The organism is Aliiroseovarius sp. S253 (assembly GCF_049800855.1).
Lineage (GTDB): Bacteria > Pseudomonadota > Alphaproteobacteria > Rhodobacterales > Rhodobacteraceae > Aliiroseovarius.
Window position 1 is genome coordinate 527,464 of record NZ_JBNAFW010000002.1, and the last position, 19,656, is coordinate 547,119.

Below are 19,656 nucleotides of genomic sequence, written 5' to 3' on the forward strand. Positions count from 1 at the left end.
GATTGAGAACAATGATCAAACAACTCACAGCATCCGCGATCGTCGCTCTGGGTCTCGCCACTGGCGCGGCTCAGGCCGCTGGCGCTGGCGGCGAAGTCCATGACGTCGCCTTCTCGTTCGAAGGTCCGTTCGGCAAGTACGACAAGGAACAGCTGCGTCGTGGCCTGAAAGTGTACACCGAGGTCTGCTCGGCCTGTCACGGTCTGCGCTATGTTCCGCTGCGCACCCTGTCGGACAAAGGTGGCCCCGAGTACACCGAGGACGAAGTACGCGCCTATGCAGCCGAAAACTTCACCATCTACGATCCGGAACTGGATGACGACCGCGCTCGCGTGCCGGCTGACTTCTTCCCGACCGTATCAGGTGAAGGCATGGGTCCAGACCTGTCGCTGATGGCCAAAGCCCGCGCTGGCTTCCACGGTCCTGCTGGCACCGGCATCAACCAGCTGGTTAAAGGTATGGGTGGCGCTGAATACATCGCAGCCTTCCTGACCAGCTTTAACGGCAAAGAGCAGGAAGTCGCTGGCCAGTACCTGAACGGAAACGACGTGTTCCCGGGTGGCTGGACCTCGATGCCTCCGCAGCTGGAAGATGGCTCGGTCGACTATGACGACGGTCACAACAACTCGGTCCACCATTTGGCCGAAGATGTTTCTGCCTTCCTGATGTGGACTGCCGAGCCCAAGATGATGGCCCGCAAACAAGCTGGCTTTATCTCGGTCCTGATGCTGGTCCTGCTGACCTCGCTTCTTTACCTGACGAACAAGAAGCTTTGGGCCCCGCACAAGGGCAAGAAATTCGACGCCTAAGCGTTGGGTTTGATGGAATAGAGAAGGGCGCCTTAGGGCGCCCTTTTTTTGTGAGTACAGAAAGATCTGCAGGTCGATGTTTACGGAACGTCCAGTGTAGTTAACGAATGACCGCAAAAACGTCGAACTGCGTCGCTTAGTTATTAGTTTTACTTCCCGTCAGCCTTTGACTTGGCGATCTCTTCAAGCGCATCCGCGATACGCGTTCGTTCTATAGACTTTCTTTTGCTTGAGCGACGAATGAGCCAAACCGGTAAGCCGATAACTAGCACCAAGAATATTAGTCCCGGCAGGCCAATGTTGTTGAGCATTTTGATTTACCTTTGTGCGTTCAGATCATTGTAGACTATCCTACACCGTCATCAGTCAACACCTCAAGATCAACCTAAAATAGTTAATTCTGTAAATAGAGACAGCTCAAGGCTTTAGCCCCGTGCTGTCACCCAAATACTCTCTCATCACTTCCGGCGGGTTATCAAACATCTCCTCCGTCGCAACCGGCGCATGGGCCACCCCATCGGCCACCAGCACCACCTGATCACACAGCACGCGGGCGTCTTCGGGGGCGTGGCTGACCATCAGAAGGGTTGCGCCGGTCTCGTCCAGCAGCGTGCGAACTAGGTCCAGCATTTCGGCTTTCAATGCAGGGCCAAGCGCGCCGAAGGGTTCGTCCAGCAGCAGCACCGGGCGGTCGCGCATAAGGACGCGAGCCAGCGCGACGCGAGCGATCTGGCCGCCGGACAGCTGCGCGGGTTTGCGGTCTCCCATGCCCTCCAGCCCCACGCGGGTCAGGGCGTTTGCGACGCGGGAGTTATCCTCAACCGACAAGCGCAGGTTTGGACGTAGGCCAAGGCCCACGTTTTGCGCGACGGTGAGGTGCGGGAACAGGTTGTTGTCCTGAAACACCATGCTGATTGGGCGCGCGGCGGGGTCTTTGGGCATCGGTGTGTCGTTCCAGAGGATCAGCCCCGCGTCCAGCGGTTGGAACCCAGCAATGGCCGCCAGCAGCGTGGATTTCCCCGCGCCAGACGGGCCAAGCACGGCAACGCGCGGTCCGGCGGCAATCTTGAAGTCCCCGGCAAGGCTGAAATCGCCCATTTCGATGCGCATGGTGTCAACGGTCAGCATTCACGCGACCTCCTTTATCGAAGATCCAGAATAGCAGTAGCGACAGGGACAAGAGCAACAGCGCGGCGGCGGCGGCGTCCTCCATCCGATAGGCCGCCATCAGGCGGAACAGCTGCAGGGGCAGGGTGGCGTTGTCGCCATCGGCAAACAGCGCAATGACGCCAAGGTCGCCCATAGACAGCGCGGCGGCCAGACCCAGCGCGAACCCCATCTGGCGGCGCAGGCGGGGCAGCCACAGGTGGCGCAGGCGGGTCCAACCGGTCATGCCCAGCCCATCGGCCAGCGAGCCGAAGTCGCGTTCCACTGCGGCCAAGGCAGGCACCAGCGCGCGCAGGGTGAAGGGTAGGCTGAGCGCCGCGTTCACCACCGCAGTGATAGGCAGCGCAAGGTCGGATGGCTTCACGAAGGGGAAGGTGATGATGAACAGCCCCGTGCCGATGACTAGCGGGGAAGCGGCGATGGTCAGATAGCCCAACGCCTCGACCACGCGCGAGTTGTGGCGCACGGCAAGGGCGGCGATGGGCAGGGACAGGGCCAGTGTCAGCGCGGCAGAAACTAGCGCGACGATGACCGATCGGAGGGCGGCGCCAAAGACGACATCGGGCAGGTGCAAAAGGCGGGGAAGGCCGTCGAGCACGACCATACCCAAGGGGAGCAACAGGAACAGCGTGGCCAGCGTGATTGCGGCGATGTCCTGCACCAACAGCGCGGGGCGGTCGTCCCAGCGAGTCACAGCGCGGTCCAGCCCTGCGCCCATGTCAGAGGGCATGGCGACGCGCAGCGCGATCAGAGCCAGCGCCGCGCCCAAGGCGAATTGCACGAGTGCCAGCAGTGATGCGCGGCCAAGGTCGAAGTCGAAACGGAAGGCCTCGTAGATCGCGAGTTCCACGGTGGTGGCTTTCGGCCCGCCACCAAGGGCAAGCGCGACGGCAAAGGACGTCAGGCAGATCAGAAAGATGACAAGGAATGCGCCCGGCACGACCTCGCGCAGCATGGGGCGTTCCAGCGTGCGGGTGATGTCAGATGGGCCCATGCCAAGGGATGCCGCCAGCCGAAAGCGTTCCGACGGGATGGCCAGCCAGCCTTGCAGGATCAGGCGTGTTGCCAGCGGAAGGTTGAAGAACACATGGGCGAGGATCACGCCGTGGTAGCCATAGACCGAGATCGGCTCGAACCCGAACCACCCCAGAACCTGAGAGATCAGACCCGTGCGGCCAAAGACAGCGATCAGGCCCAGGATGGCAACGATGACTGGAAGAATGAAAGGGGCACCCAGAAGGGTAATCAGCACAGAACGACCGGGAAAGCTGCGCCGGGCCAGAGCGCGGGCCACGGGGATGGCCAGAAGGATGCTGAGAAGAGCCGACAGGGCTGCTTGCCACAGCGTGAACCGAATGGCGGCCCAATCAGCCGGGCCAAGCCTGCCCGCACCCTCGGCCCGCATCGCAACCGCGATCAGCGTGCCAAGGGTCAGGCAGACCACCACCCCAAGCGCCAAGGCGCCAAGGATGGTGGTAGAGTTTATTTGGACGCGGCGGCGAGCCATTCGTCCAGAGCCGGCTTGCGGATCGCCTCGGCCTCTTCTTCCGAGAAGACCAGCGCCTTGGCGGGTACAGGCAGGTTGGCGAAGCCTTCAGGCAGCTTGTCAGTGGCCAGTTTCGACGGGAACGACCAGTTCGAAGTGGCAATACCAGACTGGAACTCTTCGCTCAGCACATAGGCCATGAAGGCGTCTGCCAGCTCGGGCTGATCGGTGTTCGCGATCTTGCCCACGAGGTCCACATACAGATAGTGGCCTTCGTCAAAGATCGCTGCCGATTTGGTCAGGTCTTCTTCGGCGATGATGTGATAGGCGGGCGAGGTCACGTAGGACAGGACCATGTCGGCTTCGCCATCGGTGAACATGCCGTAGGCCTCGGACCAGCCTTTGGTGACGGTCAGGATCTTCGGGTTCAGCTTGGCCCACGCCTCGTCAGCTTTGTCGCCATAGACCGATTTCACCCACAAAAGCAGTGCCAGACCCGAGATCGAGCTGCGCGGATCCTGAATGACGATCTTGGTGTCGTCGGGCATCGCCAGAAGCGCGTCAAAGCTGGTCGGTGCGTCGGTGATCTTGGTGTTGTCATAGATGAAGGCGGTATAGCTGTAATCGAACGGCACGAACGTGTCGTCAGTCCAATCGACGGGCAGGGTCAGACCGCTGACGTCCAGCCCGTGCGGGGCAAACAAGCCAGAAGCGCGGGCGCGGGCGGTGACGTCGGTGTTCAAGCCGATCACAACATCTGCTTCGGTGCGCTCGCCTTCAAGCATCAAGCGGGGCATCACGTCGCCGGTGACGAATTCCAGATCGCAGGCGCACTGGGCTTCAAAGCCCGCCTCGATCGAGGGGCCGGGCCCCCACTCGGATGCGAAGTAATCAGGAGCATAAACTTGCAACACGGGTTTATCCGCAGCAACGGCTGCGGTCGTGGTCAAAGCAAGTCCTGCGACAAATGAAAGGGCTGTCTTCATTGGGTCCTCCATATGCGCCGAACGGATGGGGGCATTTGGGACATCCAAATCACCTTCCCTCCGCCGGTGTTAGCCGGTTCAGGTTCTACGGGTCCGCGCAGATGCGCATCTCAGCTGTGGTGTCACAGCACCCCGAGGTGCCCCGTTCGTGCACAATGAACGAGCGATTGGCAAGCAGATTTGACGGGCAGCCTTGCGCGGGCCTCGCTGCCTCTGTGCAAACCGCTGAAAAGAAACCTCATTTGCCCTAATGCCTGTTTTGCGAATTCGTAGTGCCAGCCATGACGCAATCGAAAAGGCGCAAAAAAGCATAGCATCCCTGCCCTTGACCCACGCGCAACAATCAGCGATGTGATCGCTAACACTTTCAGTTTCGGAGCGGTCCATGTCGGACACATCTCAATCCCCCCTGCGCGGGCTTGGCTTTGCGTTTGCTGCTTTCGGGCTATTTGCAACCCATGACGCTGTGATCAAACTGCTCGGCGCTCAGTTTGCCGTGTTCCAGATCATCTTCTTCGCGATGCTGTTTGCCTTCGTTCCGATGGCAGTGATGATGCTGGCCGACCGTCAGGTGGACAATTTCCGCCCGCATCACCCGTGGCTGATCTTGATACGCTCGGCGACCACGGTGATCGCAATGTCTGCGGCGTTCTACGCCTTTACCGTTCTTCCCCTGGCCGAGGTCTATGCGCTTCTCTTCGCGACGCCCCTTCTGATTACGGCCATGTCTGCTTGGCTTCTGGGCGAACCCGTGCGCGGACAGCGTTGGGCGGCGGTGGTTGTCGGTTTGATCGGCGTTCTGATCGTGCTTCGGCCCGGCGTCACGGTCATTACTTTCGGCCATGTCTGCGGTTTGATCGCAGCCTTCTGTTCGGCGCTTGGATCGATCATCATGCGCAAGATCGGGGGCGAAGAACGCACCGCTGTGATGATCCTGTACCCGATGCTGTCGTCAATCTTGGCCATGGGGCTGATCCTGCCTTTCGTCTATGTACCGATGCAGATTGTGGATCTGGGCCTATCCGCCAGCGTGGGTGTCATGTCTGTCTTTGCGCAGATGATGATCATTGCGGCCTATCGCGCGGCTCCGGCTGCCGTGGTCGCCCCGACTCAGTACAGCCAGATCCTGTGGGCCACAGCTTTCGGCGCTCTGTTCTTCAACGAACTGCCGGACATGTGGGTGGGCGTCGGTGCTTCGGTGATCATCGCCTCGGGCGTGTTCATCGTCTGGCGGGAAAGCCGTCCGTCCGTGTCGGTCCGCAACCCGATCCTGCGCAACCCGAACCCGCGTTACGATGCCGGTCCTTCTCCGAAACCAAAACATCGCAGGCGCGAACAAAGCGAAACCTGACACCTTGGGGCGCTTCCCTTTCGTTTCCCCCTTCGCTATCACGCTGGGGAATGAAGGAGCGCGCCCATGTCGATGAACAGCTTTGGTCATATTTTCCGCGTCACCACTTGGGGTGAAAGCCACGGACCTGCCTTGGGTGCGACCGTCGACGGGTGCCCCCCCGGTGTGCCGCTTGAGGCCGAGATGCTGCAGGTCTGGCTGGACAAACGCCGTCCGGGTCAGAACAAAAACACCACGGCACGGAACGAGCCCGATCAGGTGCGCATCCTATCGGGTGTGTATGAGGGTCAGACCACAGGTACGCCGATCCAGCTGATGATCGAGAACACGGATCAGCGTTCGAAAGACTATGGCGAGATCGAAAAGACCTTCCGCCCCGGTCATGCCGACATCACCTATTGGCAGAAATACGGCATCCGCGATCCGCGTGGCGGAGGTCGGTCGTCGGCCCGCGAAACGGCAGCGCGTGTGGCGGCTGGGGGCGTAGCGCGCGAAGCGCTGAAAGCGCTCGTTCCCGGGTTGGAGATCAAGGGCTATATGACCCAGATGGGCGAGAAGCATCTGGATCGCTCGAAGTTCGATTGGGATACCATCGACACCAACGCATTCTGGCTGCCGGATGCCAGCGCGGTGCAGGAATGGGAAGACTATCTGCAACACCTGCGCGTGAAGGAAAATGATAGCGTCGGCGCAGCGATTGAGGTCGTCGTGCGCGGCGCACCCGTTGGCCTTGGTGCGCCAGTTTATGCCAAGTTAGACACAGATCTGGCTGCTGCGATGATGTCGATCAACGCCGTGAAGGGCGTTGAGATTGGCGAAGGTATGGCCGCAGCAGGCCTGCGCGGAACCGAGAATGCGGACGAAATCTTCCTTGGAAATGATGGCAAGCCAGTCTTTTCCTCTAACCATGCAGGCGGTATTCTCGGCGGTATCTCGTCGGGTCAGGATATCGTTGTGCGTTTCGCCGTAAAGCCGACCAGCTCGATCCTGACACCGCGCCAGTCGATCACCAAAACGGGTGAGGCAATTGAGGTGATTACTAAGGGCCGCCACGACCCTTGTGTCGGCATCCGTGCCGTACCTGTGGGCGAGGCCATGGCAGCCTGCGTGATTCTGGATCACCTGATGCTCCATCGTGCGCAGATTGGCGAAGGCCCGCGCGGCCAGATCGGCTAAGGCGTTTTCCCTAGCCGATCCAAGTTTCTGAGGTCAGGCTGTGGCGGCGGTCAGCGCCGTATCCATCAATGCCTTGATGTCGGCTTTCGACGTGCCCGCCACGATGCGCCCCAGCTCGTCCTCGCCTTTCAGGACAACCAGTGTTGACCGACGCGGGATGCGCAGGGAACGGGCCAGTTTCGACTTTCCATACTTGTCCCAGTCGACATCGATAAATGTGATCGCCTCGTCATAGGCGGGGTTCTCGGCCTTCAAGGCTTTGATTACGCGTTCTTGCGCCGCGCAGGTCGAGCACCAGCTGGCTTTGAAGTCTAGAAACACGGTTTCCCCGTTTTCCAGCGCTTGAGTAACTAGGCCGCGGGAATAGTCCATAGAGCCTGCGCGGGCCAACGCGGGCACAAGCGATACGGCGGCGGTGAGGGACAGGAAGTCTCGGCGGTTCATGGTTATCTCCTTTCAGAGGGATACAGAAAAGTCATTCAGCCAGGCGGGCAGGATCTGCACTGCCCAGGCTTCAAGGGTGTGGTGAAAGCGGAACAGGATGGCGGTGCCGACGGCGACGAAGATCACGCCCATGATCGGGCGCGATTTCTGCGCAATCCGCCGCATTAGAGCCTGTCTGCGCATGATTGCGGAACGTGCGCCATAGCCCAGAACGATGATGATCGTGGACACGCCTAATGCGAAAGTCACCATGATGGCAGCGGCCCACGGGATGGATTTGCCTTGCGAGGCCAGCGAGATCGCCCCGCCAAGAGTTGGACCGATACAAGGGCTCCAGACCGCGCCAAGCAACATGCCGCCAAGAAACTGACCCGACAGACCGTTCCGGTTCACGTCATCCAGTGTCGTGTCGGCTTGGGTCGAGACACCCGCCGTTGCGGTGGCGAAGCGTTCGGACAGGACAGGGGTCATCAGAATCAGGCCAAAGCCCACCATCAGGATGGCACCGGCGCGGGCGACCATGTCCTCGGTCAGGCCGATCGTATACCCCAGCACTGTGACCAGAAGGCCAAGCGTGACGAAAGAAACGCTCATCCCGGCAGCGACTGCCAAGGGGCCAAAGCGGCTGGCCTGTAATGCCGTGGCCAACACGATGGGCAACACCGGCAATACGCAGGGGTTAATTAGGGTCAGAAGCCCGGCAAAATATCCAAAGACAAGTTCCATGCTTGGAATGTGTTGGATATCGCCGCGAAAGTCATCTCACGAAGCAGGCAAGCGGCTTCACGTCTCTGTGGGGTTTTGTTTCGAAAGCTGCACAGCAAGGATACCGGCGGTGATGATGGCCACGCCGATAAAGTCCACGACACTTAGCGCTTCGCCCAATAGCAGCCACGCAATTGCAACGCCAAAAAATGGGTTCAGGAAGTGGAAGGTGGCAGCTTTGATTGCTCCAATTCGGCCGACTAAAGTAAACCAAACCCAAGTGGCCATAAGACCGGGAACAAGAACGGTATAGCTGAACGCTGCTGCAAGGCGCAGGTTTGGTGTGAATTCCGGGCTTTCCAAGAACAGGGCTGCGATGAACAGAGCGCCGGCCCCGATAAACATTTGCAAACCGACAATCATCATCAAATTGCCGCCAGAGGAAGCCGTGCGCACCGATAGGGTTGCGGCGGTCAGCGCGGCAGCCGCGACAAAGCACAGAATGACGCCTGTGATGTCTACGCCACCTGATAGACGCGATCCCATGATCAGTGCCACGCCGATGATCCCTGCAAGCAAACCCGCGACAGCCATCGGACGCAATCGGTCCCCCAACAGGGTCCAGCCAGCAAAGGCTACCATTAAGGGCATGGTGGATGCGATGATCGAGGCCAGCCCGGCTTCAATCCACTGCATGGCGACGAAATTTAGACCCAAATACAGCGCGTTTTGGCAAAATCCGAAAATGATGACGGCCCGCCACTGGTTCCGGGTTAGCTGCCAGCTTTGCCCCAATGCGCGCGCGATGATGACGCCCAGTAGGCCCGAGATCAGAAACCTGAGAGACAGGGAATAGAGCGGCGGCGCGTCGGAGACGATGATCCGCGCCGAGGTGAAGGCCGAGCTCCACATCAAGGCAAACGCCAGCCCCATGAAGATTGCGCGCAGGTCCATGTCGTCTCCAATAGAAAAGGGCCGCCAATTTGGCGACCCTTTCCGAATTCTGGCAGCGGGGCAAGGCCCCATGTGACCAGATCAGCCGTTTACGCTGTCTTTCAGCGCTTTGGCGATGGTCATCTTAACAACCTTGTCGGCTTCTTTCTGGATCTGCTCGCCCGTGGCGGGGTTGCGAACCATGCGTGCCGGACGCTCGCGGCAATAGATTTTGCCAACGCCGGGCAGAGTCACAGCACCACCACCCGATACTTCTTTGGTGATGATGTTGATGATACCTTCCAGGGCACCTGCGGCGGACTTCTTGTCCGAACCCATTTCTTCAGCCAGAGCGGCTACCAGCTGGGTCTTGGTCATCGGTTTCGACATGTATAACACTCCTCACAATTGCCCATTTATTGGGCTTCATTGCGGGCATTTAACTGTATGTAGCAGGGCGACACAATCGTTAGTTGCCCCTATTTTCCTAGGAAATAGCGCTTTTTCGCCAAAAAATAGCGTGGCTTCCCCTGGGTCAGGTTCGAAATTACCGCCAAAGGGCGATTAGCTCCGGATTTACAGGAACGCCGTTTCTTCGAAGCTACGCAATTTCCGGCTGTGTATACGTTCGATCGGCATGTCGCGCAGGGTCTCCATCGCATGAATTCCGATCTGCAAATGTCTCGCTACCTGCGTCTTGTAGAAATCGGACGCCATGCCGGGCAATTTCAGCTCTCCATGCAGAGGTTTATCCGAGACACAGAGCAGCGTGCCATAGGGGACGCGGAAGCGGAAACCGTTGGCGGCGATGGTGGCACTTTCCATATCCAGCGCAATGGCGCGGGATTGGGACAAGCGCTGAACGGGCCCACGCTGGTCGCGCAGTTCCCAGTTGCGGTTATCAAGCGTCGCGACGGTGCCGGTCCGCATGATGCGCTTCAGGTCATAGCCTTCATACTCGGTGATCTGTGCCACGGCTTTTTCCAGCGCGATCTGGATTTCCGCCAGCGGCGGGATCGGCACCCAGATCGGCAGATCATCATCCAACACCTTGTCTTCGCGCAGATAGGCGTGGGCCAGCACGAAATCGCCAAGGCGCTGGCTGTTGCGCAACCCGGCGCAGTGACCAACCATCAGCCACGCATGGGGGCGAAGAACCGCAATATGATCGGTCGCGGTTTTCGCATTCGAGGGGCCGACACCGATGTTGACCAACGTGATGCCTGATCCGTCTGGGCGGGTCAGGTGATAGCTTGGCATTTGCGGCAGTTTGGCTGGGGTCGGAAGATCTTCGTCTTCTTTCGTAATCCGGTAATAGCCCGGCCCGACAAAGGCATCATATCCGCTGTCGGGATCGGCCAGCATCTGGCGAGCATAGGCCTCGAACTCTTCGACATAGAACTGATAGTTGGTGAACAGAACGTGGTTTTGGAAATCCTCGGGCATGGTCGCGGTGTAGTGCGACAGGCGCGCAAGGGAATAGTCCACACGTTGGGCCGTGAACGGAGCCAAGGGACCAGCGCCGCTGTCATCAAGCTCGGCCACGCCGTTTACGATGTCGTCATTTGTGGTCGACAGATCGGGCACATCGAAGACATCCCGCAGCGGATAAGTCATCGCGCCTTCTTGCGGTACGGTGATGTCCGGGTTGCGTGACACAGCGAAATGCACGGGAATCGGCGTGGTCGAATAGCCAACCTGCACTGGCACGCCGTGGTTCTGCATCAACAGCGCGATCTGCTGTTCCAGATAGTTCTCGAACAGGTCCGGGCGGGTGATCGTGCTGGCATAGGTGCCGGGGGCTGACACGTGGCCAAAGCTTAGACGGCTGTCCTTCTGCGCGTGGCTGGTCGTAGTCAGGCGAATCTCGGGGTAAAACGCACGAAAGCGGCTTGGCGGCTGCGCGCCGCTGGCGTTTTGCTCGAACGTTTCGCACAGAAAGGTGCAGGCCTTTTCATAAAGCGATTTCAGCTCGTCCACCGCGGCTTTGGGGTCGGTAAACACCTGATAGGCGCCGCCGCCGGGGCTAACCACGGGGATAGAGGGTGCGCTGGGGGTCATTAATTTTCCTTCAACAAATCGGTCAGTTCGAATTTCGTCACATCCACCAATCCCAAATCAGAGATCCGTAACTCGGGGATGACAACCAAGGCCAAGAAACTGTGTTGGATCGAGGCATTATTCAAGGTGCAGCCGCAGGTCTCCATCGCGTCAATGATGCTTTTGGCCTTTTCGGCGACCTCGGTTGCGGGGGCGTCGGACATCAGGCCCGCGACGGGTAGTTCGACCAACGCCAGCTCTTTTCCGCCTTGATAGACACACATACCGCCGCCGACCTCGGCCAGACGGTTGGCGGCCAGCGCCATGTCGTCATGCGAGGTTCCGACAACAATCATGTGATGGCTATCATGGGCAACAGTGGATGCCATGGCCATCTGGCCGGTGTATCCGAACCCGTTCACGAACCCATTGACCACACCGCCCGTGCCTTTGTGGCGCTCAACCAGCGCAACCTGCGCCACGTCCTGCGCTTCGTCGGTCTGAACGATGCCGTCTGATACCGAAAGGTCTCGGGTCAACGCCTTTGTGGGAGCTTGGTTCTCGACGATACCGATGACTTTAGCCGTGACCGAATTCGCCCCCTCAGGAGCTTCCACAATGAAATCATCAGACACGATGGTCTTGCCCATATGCATGGTGGCCTTCGCATGATCCGGCCAGTCCAGATGCGGACAGTCCACGGTGATCTTCCCGGCCTCCGCCACACTGACACCACGGGCGAAAACGCGGTTGATCGGCAGGGTGGTTAGATCATCGGTAAAGATCACATCGGCGCGCCTTCCGGGTGTAATAGAGCCTAATTCACGTTCTAACCCGAAATGGGTGGCGGTGTTGATCGTCGCCATCTGAAGCGCGACCAAAGGGTCACAGCCATAGCTGATGGCATAGCGCAGGGCGCGGTTCACGTGGCCTTCCTCGACCAGCGTGCCGGAATGGCAATCGTCAGTGCAGATGATGAAGTTGCGCGGATCCAGACCTTTTTCAGTCACGGCGGTGATCTGTTTTTCCACGTCAAACCAAGCCGAGCCCAGCCGCATCATTGACCGCATTCCCTGACGGACACGGGCAATCGCGTCGGCCTCGCAGGTGCCTTCGTGGTCATCCGCAGGCCCGCCCGCCGCATAGGCGTGGAAATTCGGGCCAAGATCGGGGCTGGCGTAGTGCCCGCCGATGGTTTTGCCCGCGTTCTGGGTCGCCGCCATTTCCGCCAACATTTTGGGATCGCTATGGATCACACCGGGGAAATTCATCATCTCGCCCAGCCCGATGATGCCAGGCCAGTTCATCGCCTCGGCCACGTCATCAGGGGTGATTTCGAAGCCTGTGGTCTCGAGCCCCGGCGCAGATGGCGCGCAGGACGGCATCTGCGTATAGATGTTAATCGGCTGGATTAGAGCCTCATCATGCATCAACCGCACGCCTTCCAACCCCAGCACATTCGCGATCTCGTGCGGGTCGGTGAACATGGTGGTGGTGCCGTGGGGGATGACGGCGCGGGCGAATTCGGCAGGGGTCAGCATCCCGCTTTCGATATGCATATGCCCGTCACACAGACCGGGGATCAGGTACTGCCCACCAGCGTCGATCACTTGTGTCTCTGGGCCAATGCAGTGGCTGGCATCTGGGCCGACATAGGCAAATCGCCCATCGGCTATCGCGACTTGCCAGTCCAGTACCTCTCGCGTGTGCACATTCACCACGCGGCCGCCTTGAATTACGGTGTCTGCTGCTTCACGCCCGGCGGCGACGGCAATCAATCGCGTCGCACTTTCGGGCCAAGATTTAAGAATTGGTCTTTCCATGGACCAATTGTTCCGAAATCTTCTGTTAGCGCAACCCCCTATCCGGGGCCGGTGATTTTGCCCTTTCAAATCGCGCGGTGGCGGCGATACTGCGTGCATGAAAAAGACACTCTTTGTATTTGGATACGGCTATTCGGCACGCGCATTGGCGGCTGAGTTGCCCGCCGACTTCACCGTTATCGGAACCTCACGCGAGGCGGGGCCGGATGTGATCCAATGGCCGGGGTCGGACATCTCCAAACCGGTGTCTCAGGCAACGCATCTTCTGATCTCGGCCGGCCCTGATGGGGACGGAGACCCCGTTTTGCGCCGGATTAGAGACGCAGTTATGGCTCTCGCCCCTCAACTAGAGTGGGTCGGCTATCTGTCGACGACCGGGGTCTATGGCGACCATCAAGGCGGATGGGTCGACGAGGACACGCCGCTTGCGCCGTCCACACGACGGGGCAAATTGCGTGTTCAGGCCGAAGCAGACTGGCAAGCGCTGGCGGAGAAGGCGGGGCTGCCTCTGCATATCTTCCGGCTGGCAGGCATCTATGGCCCCGGACGCGGTCCGTTTTCCAAAGTGCGCAAGGGGACCGCGCGGCGGATCATCAAGAAGGATCAGGTGTTTTCGCGCATTCATGTCGCGGATATCGCGCAGGTGCTAGCAGCCTCGATCGCGCAACCGAATCCGGGTAGGATCTATAACCTTTGCGACGACAACGCCGCCCCGCCCGAGGATGTGTTGGCCTATGCAGCGGAGTTGCTGGGCTTGCCCATCCCTCCCGCCGAGGATTTCGAGACCGCCGAAATGACCCCAATGGCGCGCAGTTTCTACGCGGAATCGAAACGGGTGCGGAACGACCGGATCAAGGACGAGTTGGGGGTCAAGCTGCGCTATCCGACCTATCAGGACGGGCTGGTTGCGTTGCTAAAAGCCGAGGATTAGGCTCGCTTTTCACCGATCTGCGCCACACCCAGAACGTCGAGCACTTTGGCTTCGATGTCCTTGGCGGACAGCTTGGCTTCCTCGTACATCCGTGTCGGTGAGGCATGGTCGATGAACGTATCCGGCAGCACCATGGAACGGTACTTTAGGCCGGTGTCGAACACGCCTTCTTCCGCCAGAAGCTGTGCCACATGGCTTCCAAATCCACCGACGGCGCCTTCTTCAATGGTAATCAGGGCTTCGTGATTTTCAGCCAGCGACAGGATCAGTTCGCGATCCAGCGGTTTGGCGAACCGGGCGTCGGCCACGGTAGGCGTGATGCCTCGCGCGGATAGAGCTTCGGCGGCAGCTTCGACTTCGGACAAGCGGGTGCCAAAGGACAGGATTGCAACGCGCGAGCCTTCGCGGATCACGCGGCCTTTGCCGATTTCAAGCACTTCGCCTTTTTCCGGCAGCTCGACACCCACACCCTCGCCACGCGGATAGCGGAAGGCCGAAGGGCGGTCGTTGATCGAATGGGCCGTTGCGATCATGTGCATCAGCTCGGCCTCGTCGGCGGCGGCCATCAGCACCATGTCGGGCAGGTTGGCCAAGAAGGCGATGTCAAACGACCCAGCATGGGTCGCGCCATCGGCACCCACCAGTCCGGCGCGGTCGATGGCAAAGCGCACGGGCAGGCGCTGGACGGCGACGTCATGCACAACCTGGTCGTACCCACGCTGCAGGAAGGTGGAATACATCGCACAGAAGGGCTTCATGCCACCTGCGGCCAGCGCCGCGGCGAAAGTCACGCCATGTTGTTCGGCAATACCGACGTCAAAGCAGCGCGAGGGATAACGTTCCGCCATCAGGTTCAGCCCAGTACCGTCCGGCATCGCGGCGGTGACGGCGCAGACCTTGTCGTCCTCGGCGGCCAGCCTCACCAGTTCCTTGCCGAAGACCGAGGTATAACTAGGTGCGTTCGAGGGCGCTTTGTGCTGCTTGCCGCTGGCGACATCGAATTTCGCAGTGGCGTGACCGCGGTCGCGCGCCGCCTCGGCGGGGGCATAGCCCTTGCCCTTTTTGGTGATCACATGGATCAGCATCGGGCCGGTGGCGCGGTCGTGGACGGTGCGCAGGACCGACAGAAGGCTTTCCATGTCGTGGCCGTCAATGGGGCCAACGTAAGAAAAGCCCAGTTCCTCGAACAGGGTGCCGCCAACGGTCATGGATTTCACCATTTCCTTGGCCCGGCGTGCGCCTTCCTGGAAGGGTTCGGGCAGTAGGCTGACCGCGCCTTTGGCGGCGGCTTTCAGCTCTTGAAACGGTTCTTCGGCGTAAAGACGGCTGAGATAGCTGGACAGCGCACCGACCGGCGGGGCGATCGACATGTCATTGTCGTTCAGGATCACGAACAGGCGGCGGTTCAGGTGACCTGCGTTGTTCATCGCTTCGAACGCCATGCCGGCGGACATCGACCCGTCACCGATCACGGCAACCGCGTCGCCGATCCCGTGTTCGGGTGCTCCGCCTAGGTCGCGGGCGACCGAGAAGCCGAGGGCCGCGGAAATCGAGGTCGAGCTATGCCCAGCCCCGAATGGATCAAATGGGCTTTCCGAGCGCTTGGTGAAGCCCGACAAGCCACTTTCACAGCGCAGGGTGCGGATGCGATCACGACGTCCGGTCAGGATCTTATGGGGATAGCATTGGTGGCCGACGTCCCAGACGATGCGGTCTTTGGGGGCGTCAAACACGGCGTGCAGCGCCACGGTCAGCTCAACGACGCCCAGACCTGCGCCCAGATGCCCGCCGGTTTCAGACACGGCCGAGATCGTCTCGGCCCGGACTTCATGGGCCAGCTGCTCAAGCTCGCGGTCCGACAAGGATTTCATGTCGGCGGGGACTGCTACGCGGTCCAGAATGGGTGTTTCGGGTCGGTCAGACATAAATGCCCCGTTTGCCTATCTGTCACGCTGGATAACGAAGCGCGCGGCCTCTCGCAAGGTATCGGCATCCTCACCATAGGGGGAAAGTGCATCACAGGCTTGTTCTACAAGCTCTTTTGCGCGGGTCTTTGCCGCTTCCAGTCCCAAAAGCGAAACGAAAGTGGCTTTGCCTGCGTCTGCATCTTTGCCCACGGCCTTTCCAACAGCGGTGGCATCGCCTTCGACGTCCAGAATGTCATCGGTGATCTGAAAGGCCAGCCCAAGCGCGGTGGAATAGTCGCGCATTGGGGCGATATCTGCCCCGGCCAACATGGCGCCTGCTTCACCAGACCAACGGATCAGCGCACCGGTTTTACCGGCCTGAAGCTCAGTGATCTGGTCCAAGTTCAGTGGGGTCTCGGCGGTCTCGGCGGCAATATCCAGCGCCTGTCCATGCACCATGCCCAGCTGCCCGGCAGCGCGTGCCATCGATGATACCAGCGGAACGCGGGCCTCGCCCACGTCGTCATGGGTCAGCAGTTCGAATGCCAGCGTTTGCAGGGCATCGCCAACCAGAACGGCAGTGGCATCGTCCCATTTCTTGTGCACGGTCGGCAGGCCGCGCCGCAGGTCGTCATCATCCATGCAGGGCATGTCGTCATGCACCAGAGAATAGGCGTGGATTGCTTCGATTGCGGCCGCGGGCCACAGTGCGCGGGATTCGGAAACGCCGTGAATACGTGCGCCTTCCATCACCAAAAAGGCGCGCAGACCCTTGCCGCCCGCCGTGGCATAGCGCATCGGTTCGGCCAGGGCGCCCTTGTCGGAAATCGCTGCGTGCAGATGCGCCCGCGCGGCGCGCGCCGTGTCGTCCAGACGTGTCTTGAACATTTACAGCCCTTCGACAGGAGTGGTGCCGCTTGGCTCGCCGTTTTTGTCCAAGGTGATCGCAGCGACCTTTTCTTCGGCCTCTTTCAGCTTGGTTTCGCAGCGCGCCTTCAGCTCGGCCCCGCGTTCATACAGCTTGATCGAATCCTCAAGCGCCACGTCACCGCGTTCCAGCTGGCCCACGACGGCCTCGAGTTCCCGCATGGCCTCTTCAAAGGACATTTCGCTTACTGGTTTGTCGCTCATGCGCCGCGCTCCATCATCACGTTGATATAGGCCCCGACGCTGTCGCCAAGGGCTTCCAAATCATAACCGCCCTCAAGCGACGATACCACCCGCCCATCACAGCATTTATCCGCCAGATCGCAGATGCGATGCGCCAGCCATGCGAAATCCTCGGTCTCCCAGTGCAGATTGGCCAGAGGATCGCGCCTGTGGGCATCAAACCCGGCGGATACCAGCACAAGTTGGGGGGCGTAGGGCTCGATCTCGTCGGTCAACACACGCTCCCAAGCATCTTGCATTTCTGCGCCACCGGTGCCGCTTTTCAGAGGTAGGTTAAGCACCTGTCCAAACGCGCCTTTTTGGTGAAGGCCACCGGATCCGGGATAAAGCGGCATCTGGTGGGAGGACACAAATCGCACCCGGCTTTCATGCCACAGCACATCCTGCGTGCCGTTGCCGTGGTGGACGTCGAAATCCAACACCGCCACACGATCCAGCCCATGCGCGTTGGCCGCGTGAATAGCGGCAATGGCGATGGTTGAGAACAGGCAGAACCCCATCGGCATGGCTTTCTCGGCGTGGTGACCTGGCGGGCGACAGGCGACAAATGCGTTCTGCGCTTCACCTGCCATCACGCGGTCCACGGCGTCCACGTTTCCGCCGATCGCGCGCAGGGCAGCTTCGAACGAACCGGGGGCCATGAACGTGTCGCCATCCAGCTGCGCCCAGCCTTCGACGGGCTGTGCATTCTCGATCCGCTCGAAATAGGCACGGGAATGTCCAAGGCGCACGTGGTCCAAGGAGGCAACCGGCGGTTCGGGCCGGACTAGAGACTGAAAGTGGGGGGCGGACAGGGCGGTTTCGATCGCCTCCAACCGTGCCACCTGTTCGGGGTGGCCGGGCGGCGTGACGTGGTCGAAGCTAACGGGATGGGTGTAAAGCAGCGTTGTCATGGCGCGACGCTAGGGCAATACTGACACAACAACAAGAGAGGTTCCCATGCGCTGGATCATACCGTTTCTATTGGCCGCATCCCCGGCAGCGGCTGAAGGTTTTTCGACCCAAGTCACCGGCGATTTCAACGCCGATGGCATTGCGGATCATGTGGCGCTGATTGATTTTGGGGACTTTGGCCAAGCCGACCTTCTTTTGAAGTTGGGGGATGGACTGCAAACAATTTGGCTGCAGAACCTTATCTGGGTTGGCGGAATTGGTCAGAAGCCGTCGCTGATGATCACCCCACGTGGTTCGCTTCAGATAATGTCTCACAACAGTTCAATTGGTCGGAACCGTTGGGAGCAGATCCATACGCTTGCCTGGCGGGACGATGCGATGAGGGTCGTCGGCTACACGTATCGCTGGTATGACACCCTGAACCTGGATGATATCGGCAGTTGTGATCTGAACCTGCTCACCGGGAAGGGCGAAGTTGCGATTGGGCAGGACGACGCGACGCGAATGATATCCGTCTCGACCCCAGCCTTTGCCGTTCAGGACTGGCTTTACGAAATGCCGCCAGAATGCGGGGCGCTGTTCGACTAAGCGGCTCTTAATCTGGCGCCAGCATGTATCCCGCCCCGCGCACTGTTTGCAGATAGCGCGGCTGCTTCGGATCGGCCTCGAGCTTGCGGCGCAGACGGGTGATTTGCACATCCACGGCGCGTTCTTGCGCCTGCCCCTGATCGCGGCCCAGCTGTTCCACCAAGGAGGCGCGGCTGACCGGTTCAGCAGGCGTGGCCGAGAAGATCTTCATCAACTGGTTTTCTGTCGCGGTCAGGCGCACCAACTCCTCGCCGCACCAAAGCTCGCCCCGTTCAATGTCATAGGTCTTATCACCCAAGGTCAGCGATTTCGGGCTGGCATCCTCGGTCGTGGCGGGCACGCGCCGCAGGATGGCGTTGATCCGTAGCAGAAGCTCTTTGGGCTCGAACGGTTTCGCAAGATAGTCGTCGGCGCCTGCCTCGAGCCCCTTGATGCGGTCCTCGGTCTCGCCTTTGGCGGTCAGGAGCAAGATCGGTGTGGTAAGGGTCTCGCGCAGTGATCGGGTCAGGCTGATCCCGTCTTCGCCCGGCATCATGACATCGGTGACGATCAGATCGAAATCCAACCCGGCCAACAGGCGTCGCGCATGGGCCGCATCACGCGCTGCGCTAACCCAGAACCCATTGCGCACCAGAAACTTCTGAAGCAGTCCGCGAATGCGTTCGTCATCGTCGATGATCAGAAGATGTGCCTCGGGTGCCTCAGTCATTTCTGCTATCCTTCATCCGAGTGAAATGGCGCTGCATGTCGTGGTCCATCATTGCTTCTAGCACGGTACGGAAGCCCTGTACGGCCTCTGGCCCGGCTTCGCGATAGGCTTGGCGCATCCGTTCGCGCTGGGCGTCAGACAGCTCTTGTTCTAGGGCGGCACCCTTGTCGGTCAAAAACAGATGCCGCTCGCGCTTGTCACGGGTGCCGACGCGGCTTTCGACCAGTTCATCTTCGATCAAAGTCCGCAATACGCGGTTCAGAGACTGTTTGGTCACGCCAAGAATGGACAGCAGATTGTTTACCGTCGTGCCCGGTGTGCGGCTGACAAAATGCAGCGCGCGGTGATGGGCGCGGCCATATCCATACTTGTTCAGAATACGATCCGGATCAGCGGTGAAGCCGCGATAGGCAAAGAACATCGCTTCGATGCCCTTGCGCAATTGCTCGTCCGTTAGGAACAGTAGGCTTTGCCCGCCGTGGGGCTGCCGCTCACTCATGACGCCCTCATCACAAATCATGTTACAGTTTCCAGTTT

20 protein-coding genes and 1 riboswitch are annotated in these 19,656 nt (G+C 59.9%); of the genes, 5 read left to right on the forward strand and 15 right to left on the reverse strand.

Annotated features, from left to right (window positions below; translation table 11 throughout):
- Positions 1-11: 11 nt before the first annotated feature.
- Positions 12-809: a cytochrome c1 gene (locus tag ACP15F_RS14080; protein WP_424941454.1), complete on the forward strand. Its 798-nt coding sequence runs from the start codon at positions 12-14 to the stop codon at positions 807-809.
- A gap of 417 nt (positions 810-1,226) precedes the next feature.
- Here the strand turns inward: ACP15F_RS14080 and ACP15F_RS14085 are convergent, their stop codons facing one another.
- From ACP15F_RS14085 to ACP15F_RS14095, 3 genes are read right to left on the reverse strand one after another with little or no spacing between them, the layout of a single operon-like run.
- On the reverse strand, positions 1,227-1,937 hold the full coding sequence (locus tag ACP15F_RS14085) for an ATP-binding cassette domain-containing protein (RefSeq protein WP_424941455.1): 711 nt from the start codon (positions 1,935-1,937) through the stop codon (positions 1,227-1,229).
- Complete coding sequence (locus ACP15F_RS14090; RefSeq protein ID WP_424941456.1) at positions 1,924-3,483, reverse strand: thiamine/thiamine pyrophosphate ABC transporter permease ThiP; 1,560 nt, start codon at positions 3,481-3,483, stop codon at positions 1,924-1,926. Before ACP15F_RS14090 ends, ACP15F_RS14085 begins: the two co-directional genes overlap by 14 nt.
- A complete protein-coding gene (locus ACP15F_RS14095) occupies positions 3,459-4,448 on the reverse strand; it encodes a thiamine ABC transporter substrate-binding protein (RefSeq protein WP_424941457.1) in 990 nt (329 codons plus the stop codon). Before ACP15F_RS14095 ends, ACP15F_RS14090 begins: the two co-directional genes overlap by 25 nt.
- A gap of 38 nt (positions 4,449-4,486) precedes the next feature.
- A riboswitch (TPP riboswitch) is annotated at positions 4,487-4,593 on the reverse strand.
- 240 nt (positions 4,594-4,833) lie between these two features.
- On the opposite strand from ACP15F_RS14095, the gene ACP15F_RS14100 reads away from it, so the two are divergent.
- Both ACP15F_RS14100 and aroC read left to right on the forward strand, forming a co-directional pair.
- The gene (locus tag ACP15F_RS14100; RefSeq protein WP_424941458.1) at positions 4,834-5,799 is read left to right on the forward strand and encodes a DMT family transporter; all 966 of its coding nucleotides are present in this window, start codon (positions 4,834-4,836) and stop codon (positions 5,797-5,799) included.
- A gap of 66 nt (positions 5,800-5,865) precedes the next feature.
- Positions 5,866-6,975: a chorismate synthase gene (gene aroC / locus ACP15F_RS14105; protein ID WP_424941459.1), complete on the forward strand. Its 1,110-nt coding sequence runs from the start codon at positions 5,866-5,868 to the stop codon at positions 6,973-6,975.
- A 33-nt stretch (positions 6,976-7,008) separates the two neighbouring features.
- Here aroC and ACP15F_RS14110 read toward each other — a convergent pair whose 3' ends face one another.
- The 6 genes from ACP15F_RS14110 to ade all read right to left on the reverse strand — a co-directional run bounded on the left by ACP15F_RS14110 (position 7,009) and on the right by ade (position 12,920).
- Positions 7,009-7,419, reverse strand: coding sequence for a thioredoxin family protein (locus ACP15F_RS14110; protein ID WP_424941460.1), 411 nt, complete (start codon positions 7,417-7,419; stop codon positions 7,009-7,011).
- 12 nt (positions 7,420-7,431) lie between these two features.
- On the reverse strand, positions 7,432-8,145 hold the full coding sequence (locus ACP15F_RS14115; protein ID WP_424941461.1) for a cytochrome c biogenesis CcdA family protein: 714 nt from the start codon (positions 8,143-8,145) through the stop codon (positions 7,432-7,434).
- A gap of 57 nt (positions 8,146-8,202) precedes the next feature.
- Complete coding sequence (locus ACP15F_RS14120) at positions 8,203-9,078, reverse strand: DMT family transporter (protein WP_424941462.1); 876 nt, start codon at positions 9,076-9,078, stop codon at positions 8,203-8,205.
- 81 nt (positions 9,079-9,159) lie between these two features.
- Entirely contained in the window at positions 9,160-9,447 is a 288-nt protein-coding gene (locus ACP15F_RS14125; protein ID WP_424941463.1) for an HU family DNA-binding protein, read from the reverse strand.
- Between the two features lie 186 nt (positions 9,448-9,633).
- The gene (locus ACP15F_RS14130; RefSeq protein ID WP_424941464.1) at positions 9,634-11,118 is read right to left on the reverse strand and encodes an AMP nucleosidase; all 1,485 of its coding nucleotides are present in this window, start codon (positions 11,116-11,118) and stop codon (positions 9,634-9,636) included.
- Entirely contained in the window at positions 11,118-12,920 is a 1,803-nt protein-coding gene (gene ade / locus ACP15F_RS14135; RefSeq protein ID WP_424941465.1) for an adenine deaminase, read from the reverse strand. Before ade ends, ACP15F_RS14130 begins: the two co-directional genes overlap by 1 nt.
- Before the next feature lie 97 nt (positions 12,921-13,017).
- Between ade and ACP15F_RS14140 the strand changes: the two genes are divergently transcribed.
- Entirely contained in the window at positions 13,018-13,851 is an 834-nt protein-coding gene (locus ACP15F_RS14140) for an SDR family oxidoreductase (protein WP_424941466.1), read from the forward strand.
- On the opposite strand, the gene dxs is transcribed toward ACP15F_RS14140, so the two are convergent.
- From dxs to ACP15F_RS14160, 4 genes are read right to left on the reverse strand one after another with little or no spacing between them, the layout of a single operon-like run.
- Positions 13,848-15,776, reverse strand: a complete 1,929-nt coding sequence (dxs, locus tag ACP15F_RS14145; RefSeq protein WP_424941467.1) for a 1-deoxy-D-xylulose-5-phosphate synthase — start codon at positions 15,774-15,776, stop codon at positions 13,848-13,850. The two genes, ACP15F_RS14140 and dxs, sit on opposite strands and share 4 nt — an antisense overlap.
- Before the next feature lie 15 nt (positions 15,777-15,791).
- Positions 15,792-16,646 carry a polyprenyl synthetase family protein gene (locus ACP15F_RS14150; RefSeq protein ID WP_424941468.1) on the reverse strand — a complete coding sequence of 285 codons (855 nt, stop codon included), beginning with the start codon at positions 16,644-16,646 and terminating at the stop codon, positions 15,792-15,794.
- Positions 16,647-16,889 carry an exodeoxyribonuclease VII small subunit gene (locus tag ACP15F_RS14155; protein ID WP_108858115.1) on the reverse strand — a complete coding sequence of 81 codons (243 nt, stop codon included), beginning with the start codon at positions 16,887-16,889 and terminating at the stop codon, positions 16,647-16,649. It abuts the gene before it with no gap.
- Complete coding sequence (locus ACP15F_RS14160) at positions 16,886-17,821, reverse strand: histone deacetylase family protein (protein ID WP_424941469.1); 936 nt, start codon at positions 17,819-17,821, stop codon at positions 16,886-16,888. The genes ACP15F_RS14155 and ACP15F_RS14160 overlap by 4 nt, the downstream gene beginning before the upstream one ends.
- A 46-nt stretch (positions 17,822-17,867) precedes the next feature.
- Between ACP15F_RS14160 and ACP15F_RS14165 the strand changes: the two genes are divergently transcribed.
- Positions 17,868-18,410 (forward strand): hypothetical protein, encoded by a 543-nt coding sequence (locus ACP15F_RS14165; RefSeq protein WP_424941470.1) that lies wholly within the window; start codon positions 17,868-17,870, stop codon positions 18,408-18,410.
- 7 nt (positions 18,411-18,417) lie between these two features.
- Here ACP15F_RS14165 and ACP15F_RS14170 read toward each other — a convergent pair whose 3' ends face one another.
- Together ACP15F_RS14170 and ACP15F_RS14175 are read right to left on the reverse strand one after the other, a co-directional pair.
- On the reverse strand, positions 18,418-19,119 hold the full coding sequence (locus tag ACP15F_RS14170) for a response regulator (protein ID WP_424941471.1): 702 nt from the start codon (positions 19,117-19,119) through the stop codon (positions 18,418-18,420).
- Positions 19,112-19,618, reverse strand: a complete 507-nt coding sequence (locus ACP15F_RS14175) for a MarR family winged helix-turn-helix transcriptional regulator (protein WP_424941472.1) — start codon at positions 19,616-19,618, stop codon at positions 19,112-19,114. The genes ACP15F_RS14170 and ACP15F_RS14175 overlap by 8 nt, the downstream gene beginning before the upstream one ends.
- Between the last annotated feature and the right edge of the window lie 38 nt (positions 19,619-19,656).

Bases quoted from the DNA above. Each gene is read 5' to 3' on its own strand.
- ACP15F_RS14080 (WP_424941454.1), top strand. From the start codon at position 12: ATGATCAAACAACTCACAGCATCCGCGATCGTCGCTCTGGGTCTCGCC.
- ACP15F_RS14085 (WP_424941455.1), bottom strand. From the start codon at position 1,937: ATGCTGACCGTTGACACCATGCGCATCGAAATGGGCGATTTCAGCCTT.
- ACP15F_RS14090 (WP_424941456.1), bottom strand. From the start codon at position 3,483: ATGGCTCGCCGCCGCGTCCAAATAAACTCTACCACCATCCTTGGCGCC.
- ACP15F_RS14095 (WP_424941457.1), bottom strand. From the start codon at position 4,448: ATGAAGACAGCCCTTTCATTTGTCGCAGGACTTGCTTTGACCACGACC.
- ACP15F_RS14100 (WP_424941458.1), top strand. From the start codon at position 4,834: ATGTCGGACACATCTCAATCCCCCCTGCGCGGGCTTGGCTTTGCGTTT.
- aroC (WP_424941459.1), top strand. From the start codon at position 5,866: ATGTCGATGAACAGCTTTGGTCATATTTTCCGCGTCACCACTTGGGGT.
- ACP15F_RS14110 (WP_424941460.1), bottom strand. From the start codon at position 7,419: ATGAACCGCCGAGACTTCCTGTCCCTCACCGCCGCCGTATCGCTTGTG.
- ACP15F_RS14115 (WP_424941461.1), bottom strand. From the start codon at position 8,145: ATGGAACTTGTCTTTGGATATTTTGCCGGGCTTCTGACCCTAATTAAC.
- ACP15F_RS14120 (WP_424941462.1), bottom strand. From the start codon at position 9,078: ATGGACCTGCGCGCAATCTTCATGGGGCTGGCGTTTGCCTTGATGTGG.
- ACP15F_RS14125 (WP_424941463.1), bottom strand. From the start codon at position 9,447: ATGTCGAAACCGATGACCAAGACCCAGCTGGTAGCCGCTCTGGCTGAA.
- ACP15F_RS14130 (WP_424941464.1), bottom strand. From the start codon at position 11,118: ATGACCCCCAGCGCACCCTCTATCCCCGTGGTTAGCCCCGGCGGCGGC.
- ade (WP_424941465.1), bottom strand. From the start codon at position 12,920: ATGGAAAGACCAATTCTTAAATCTTGGCCCGAAAGTGCGACGCGATTG.
- ACP15F_RS14140 (WP_424941466.1), top strand. From the start codon at position 13,018: ATGAAAAAGACACTCTTTGTATTTGGATACGGCTATTCGGCACGCGCA.
- dxs (WP_424941467.1), bottom strand. From the start codon at position 15,776: ATGTCTGACCGACCCGAAACACCCATTCTGGACCGCGTAGCAGTCCCC.
- ACP15F_RS14150 (WP_424941468.1), bottom strand. From the start codon at position 16,646: ATGTTCAAGACACGTCTGGACGACACGGCGCGCGCCGCGCGGGCGCAT.
- ACP15F_RS14155 (WP_108858115.1), bottom strand. From the start codon at position 16,889: ATGAGCGACAAACCAGTAAGCGAAATGTCCTTTGAAGAGGCCATGCGG.
- ACP15F_RS14160 (WP_424941469.1), bottom strand. From the start codon at position 17,821: ATGACAACGCTGCTTTACACCCATCCCGTTAGCTTCGACCACGTCACG.
- ACP15F_RS14165 (WP_424941470.1), top strand. From the start codon at position 17,868: ATGCGCTGGATCATACCGTTTCTATTGGCCGCATCCCCGGCAGCGGCT.
- ACP15F_RS14170 (WP_424941471.1), bottom strand. From the start codon at position 19,119: ATGACTGAGGCACCCGAGGCACATCTTCTGATCATCGACGATGACGAA.
- ACP15F_RS14175 (WP_424941472.1), bottom strand. From the start codon at position 19,618: ATGAGTGAGCGGCAGCCCCACGGCGGGCAAAGCCTACTGTTCCTAACG.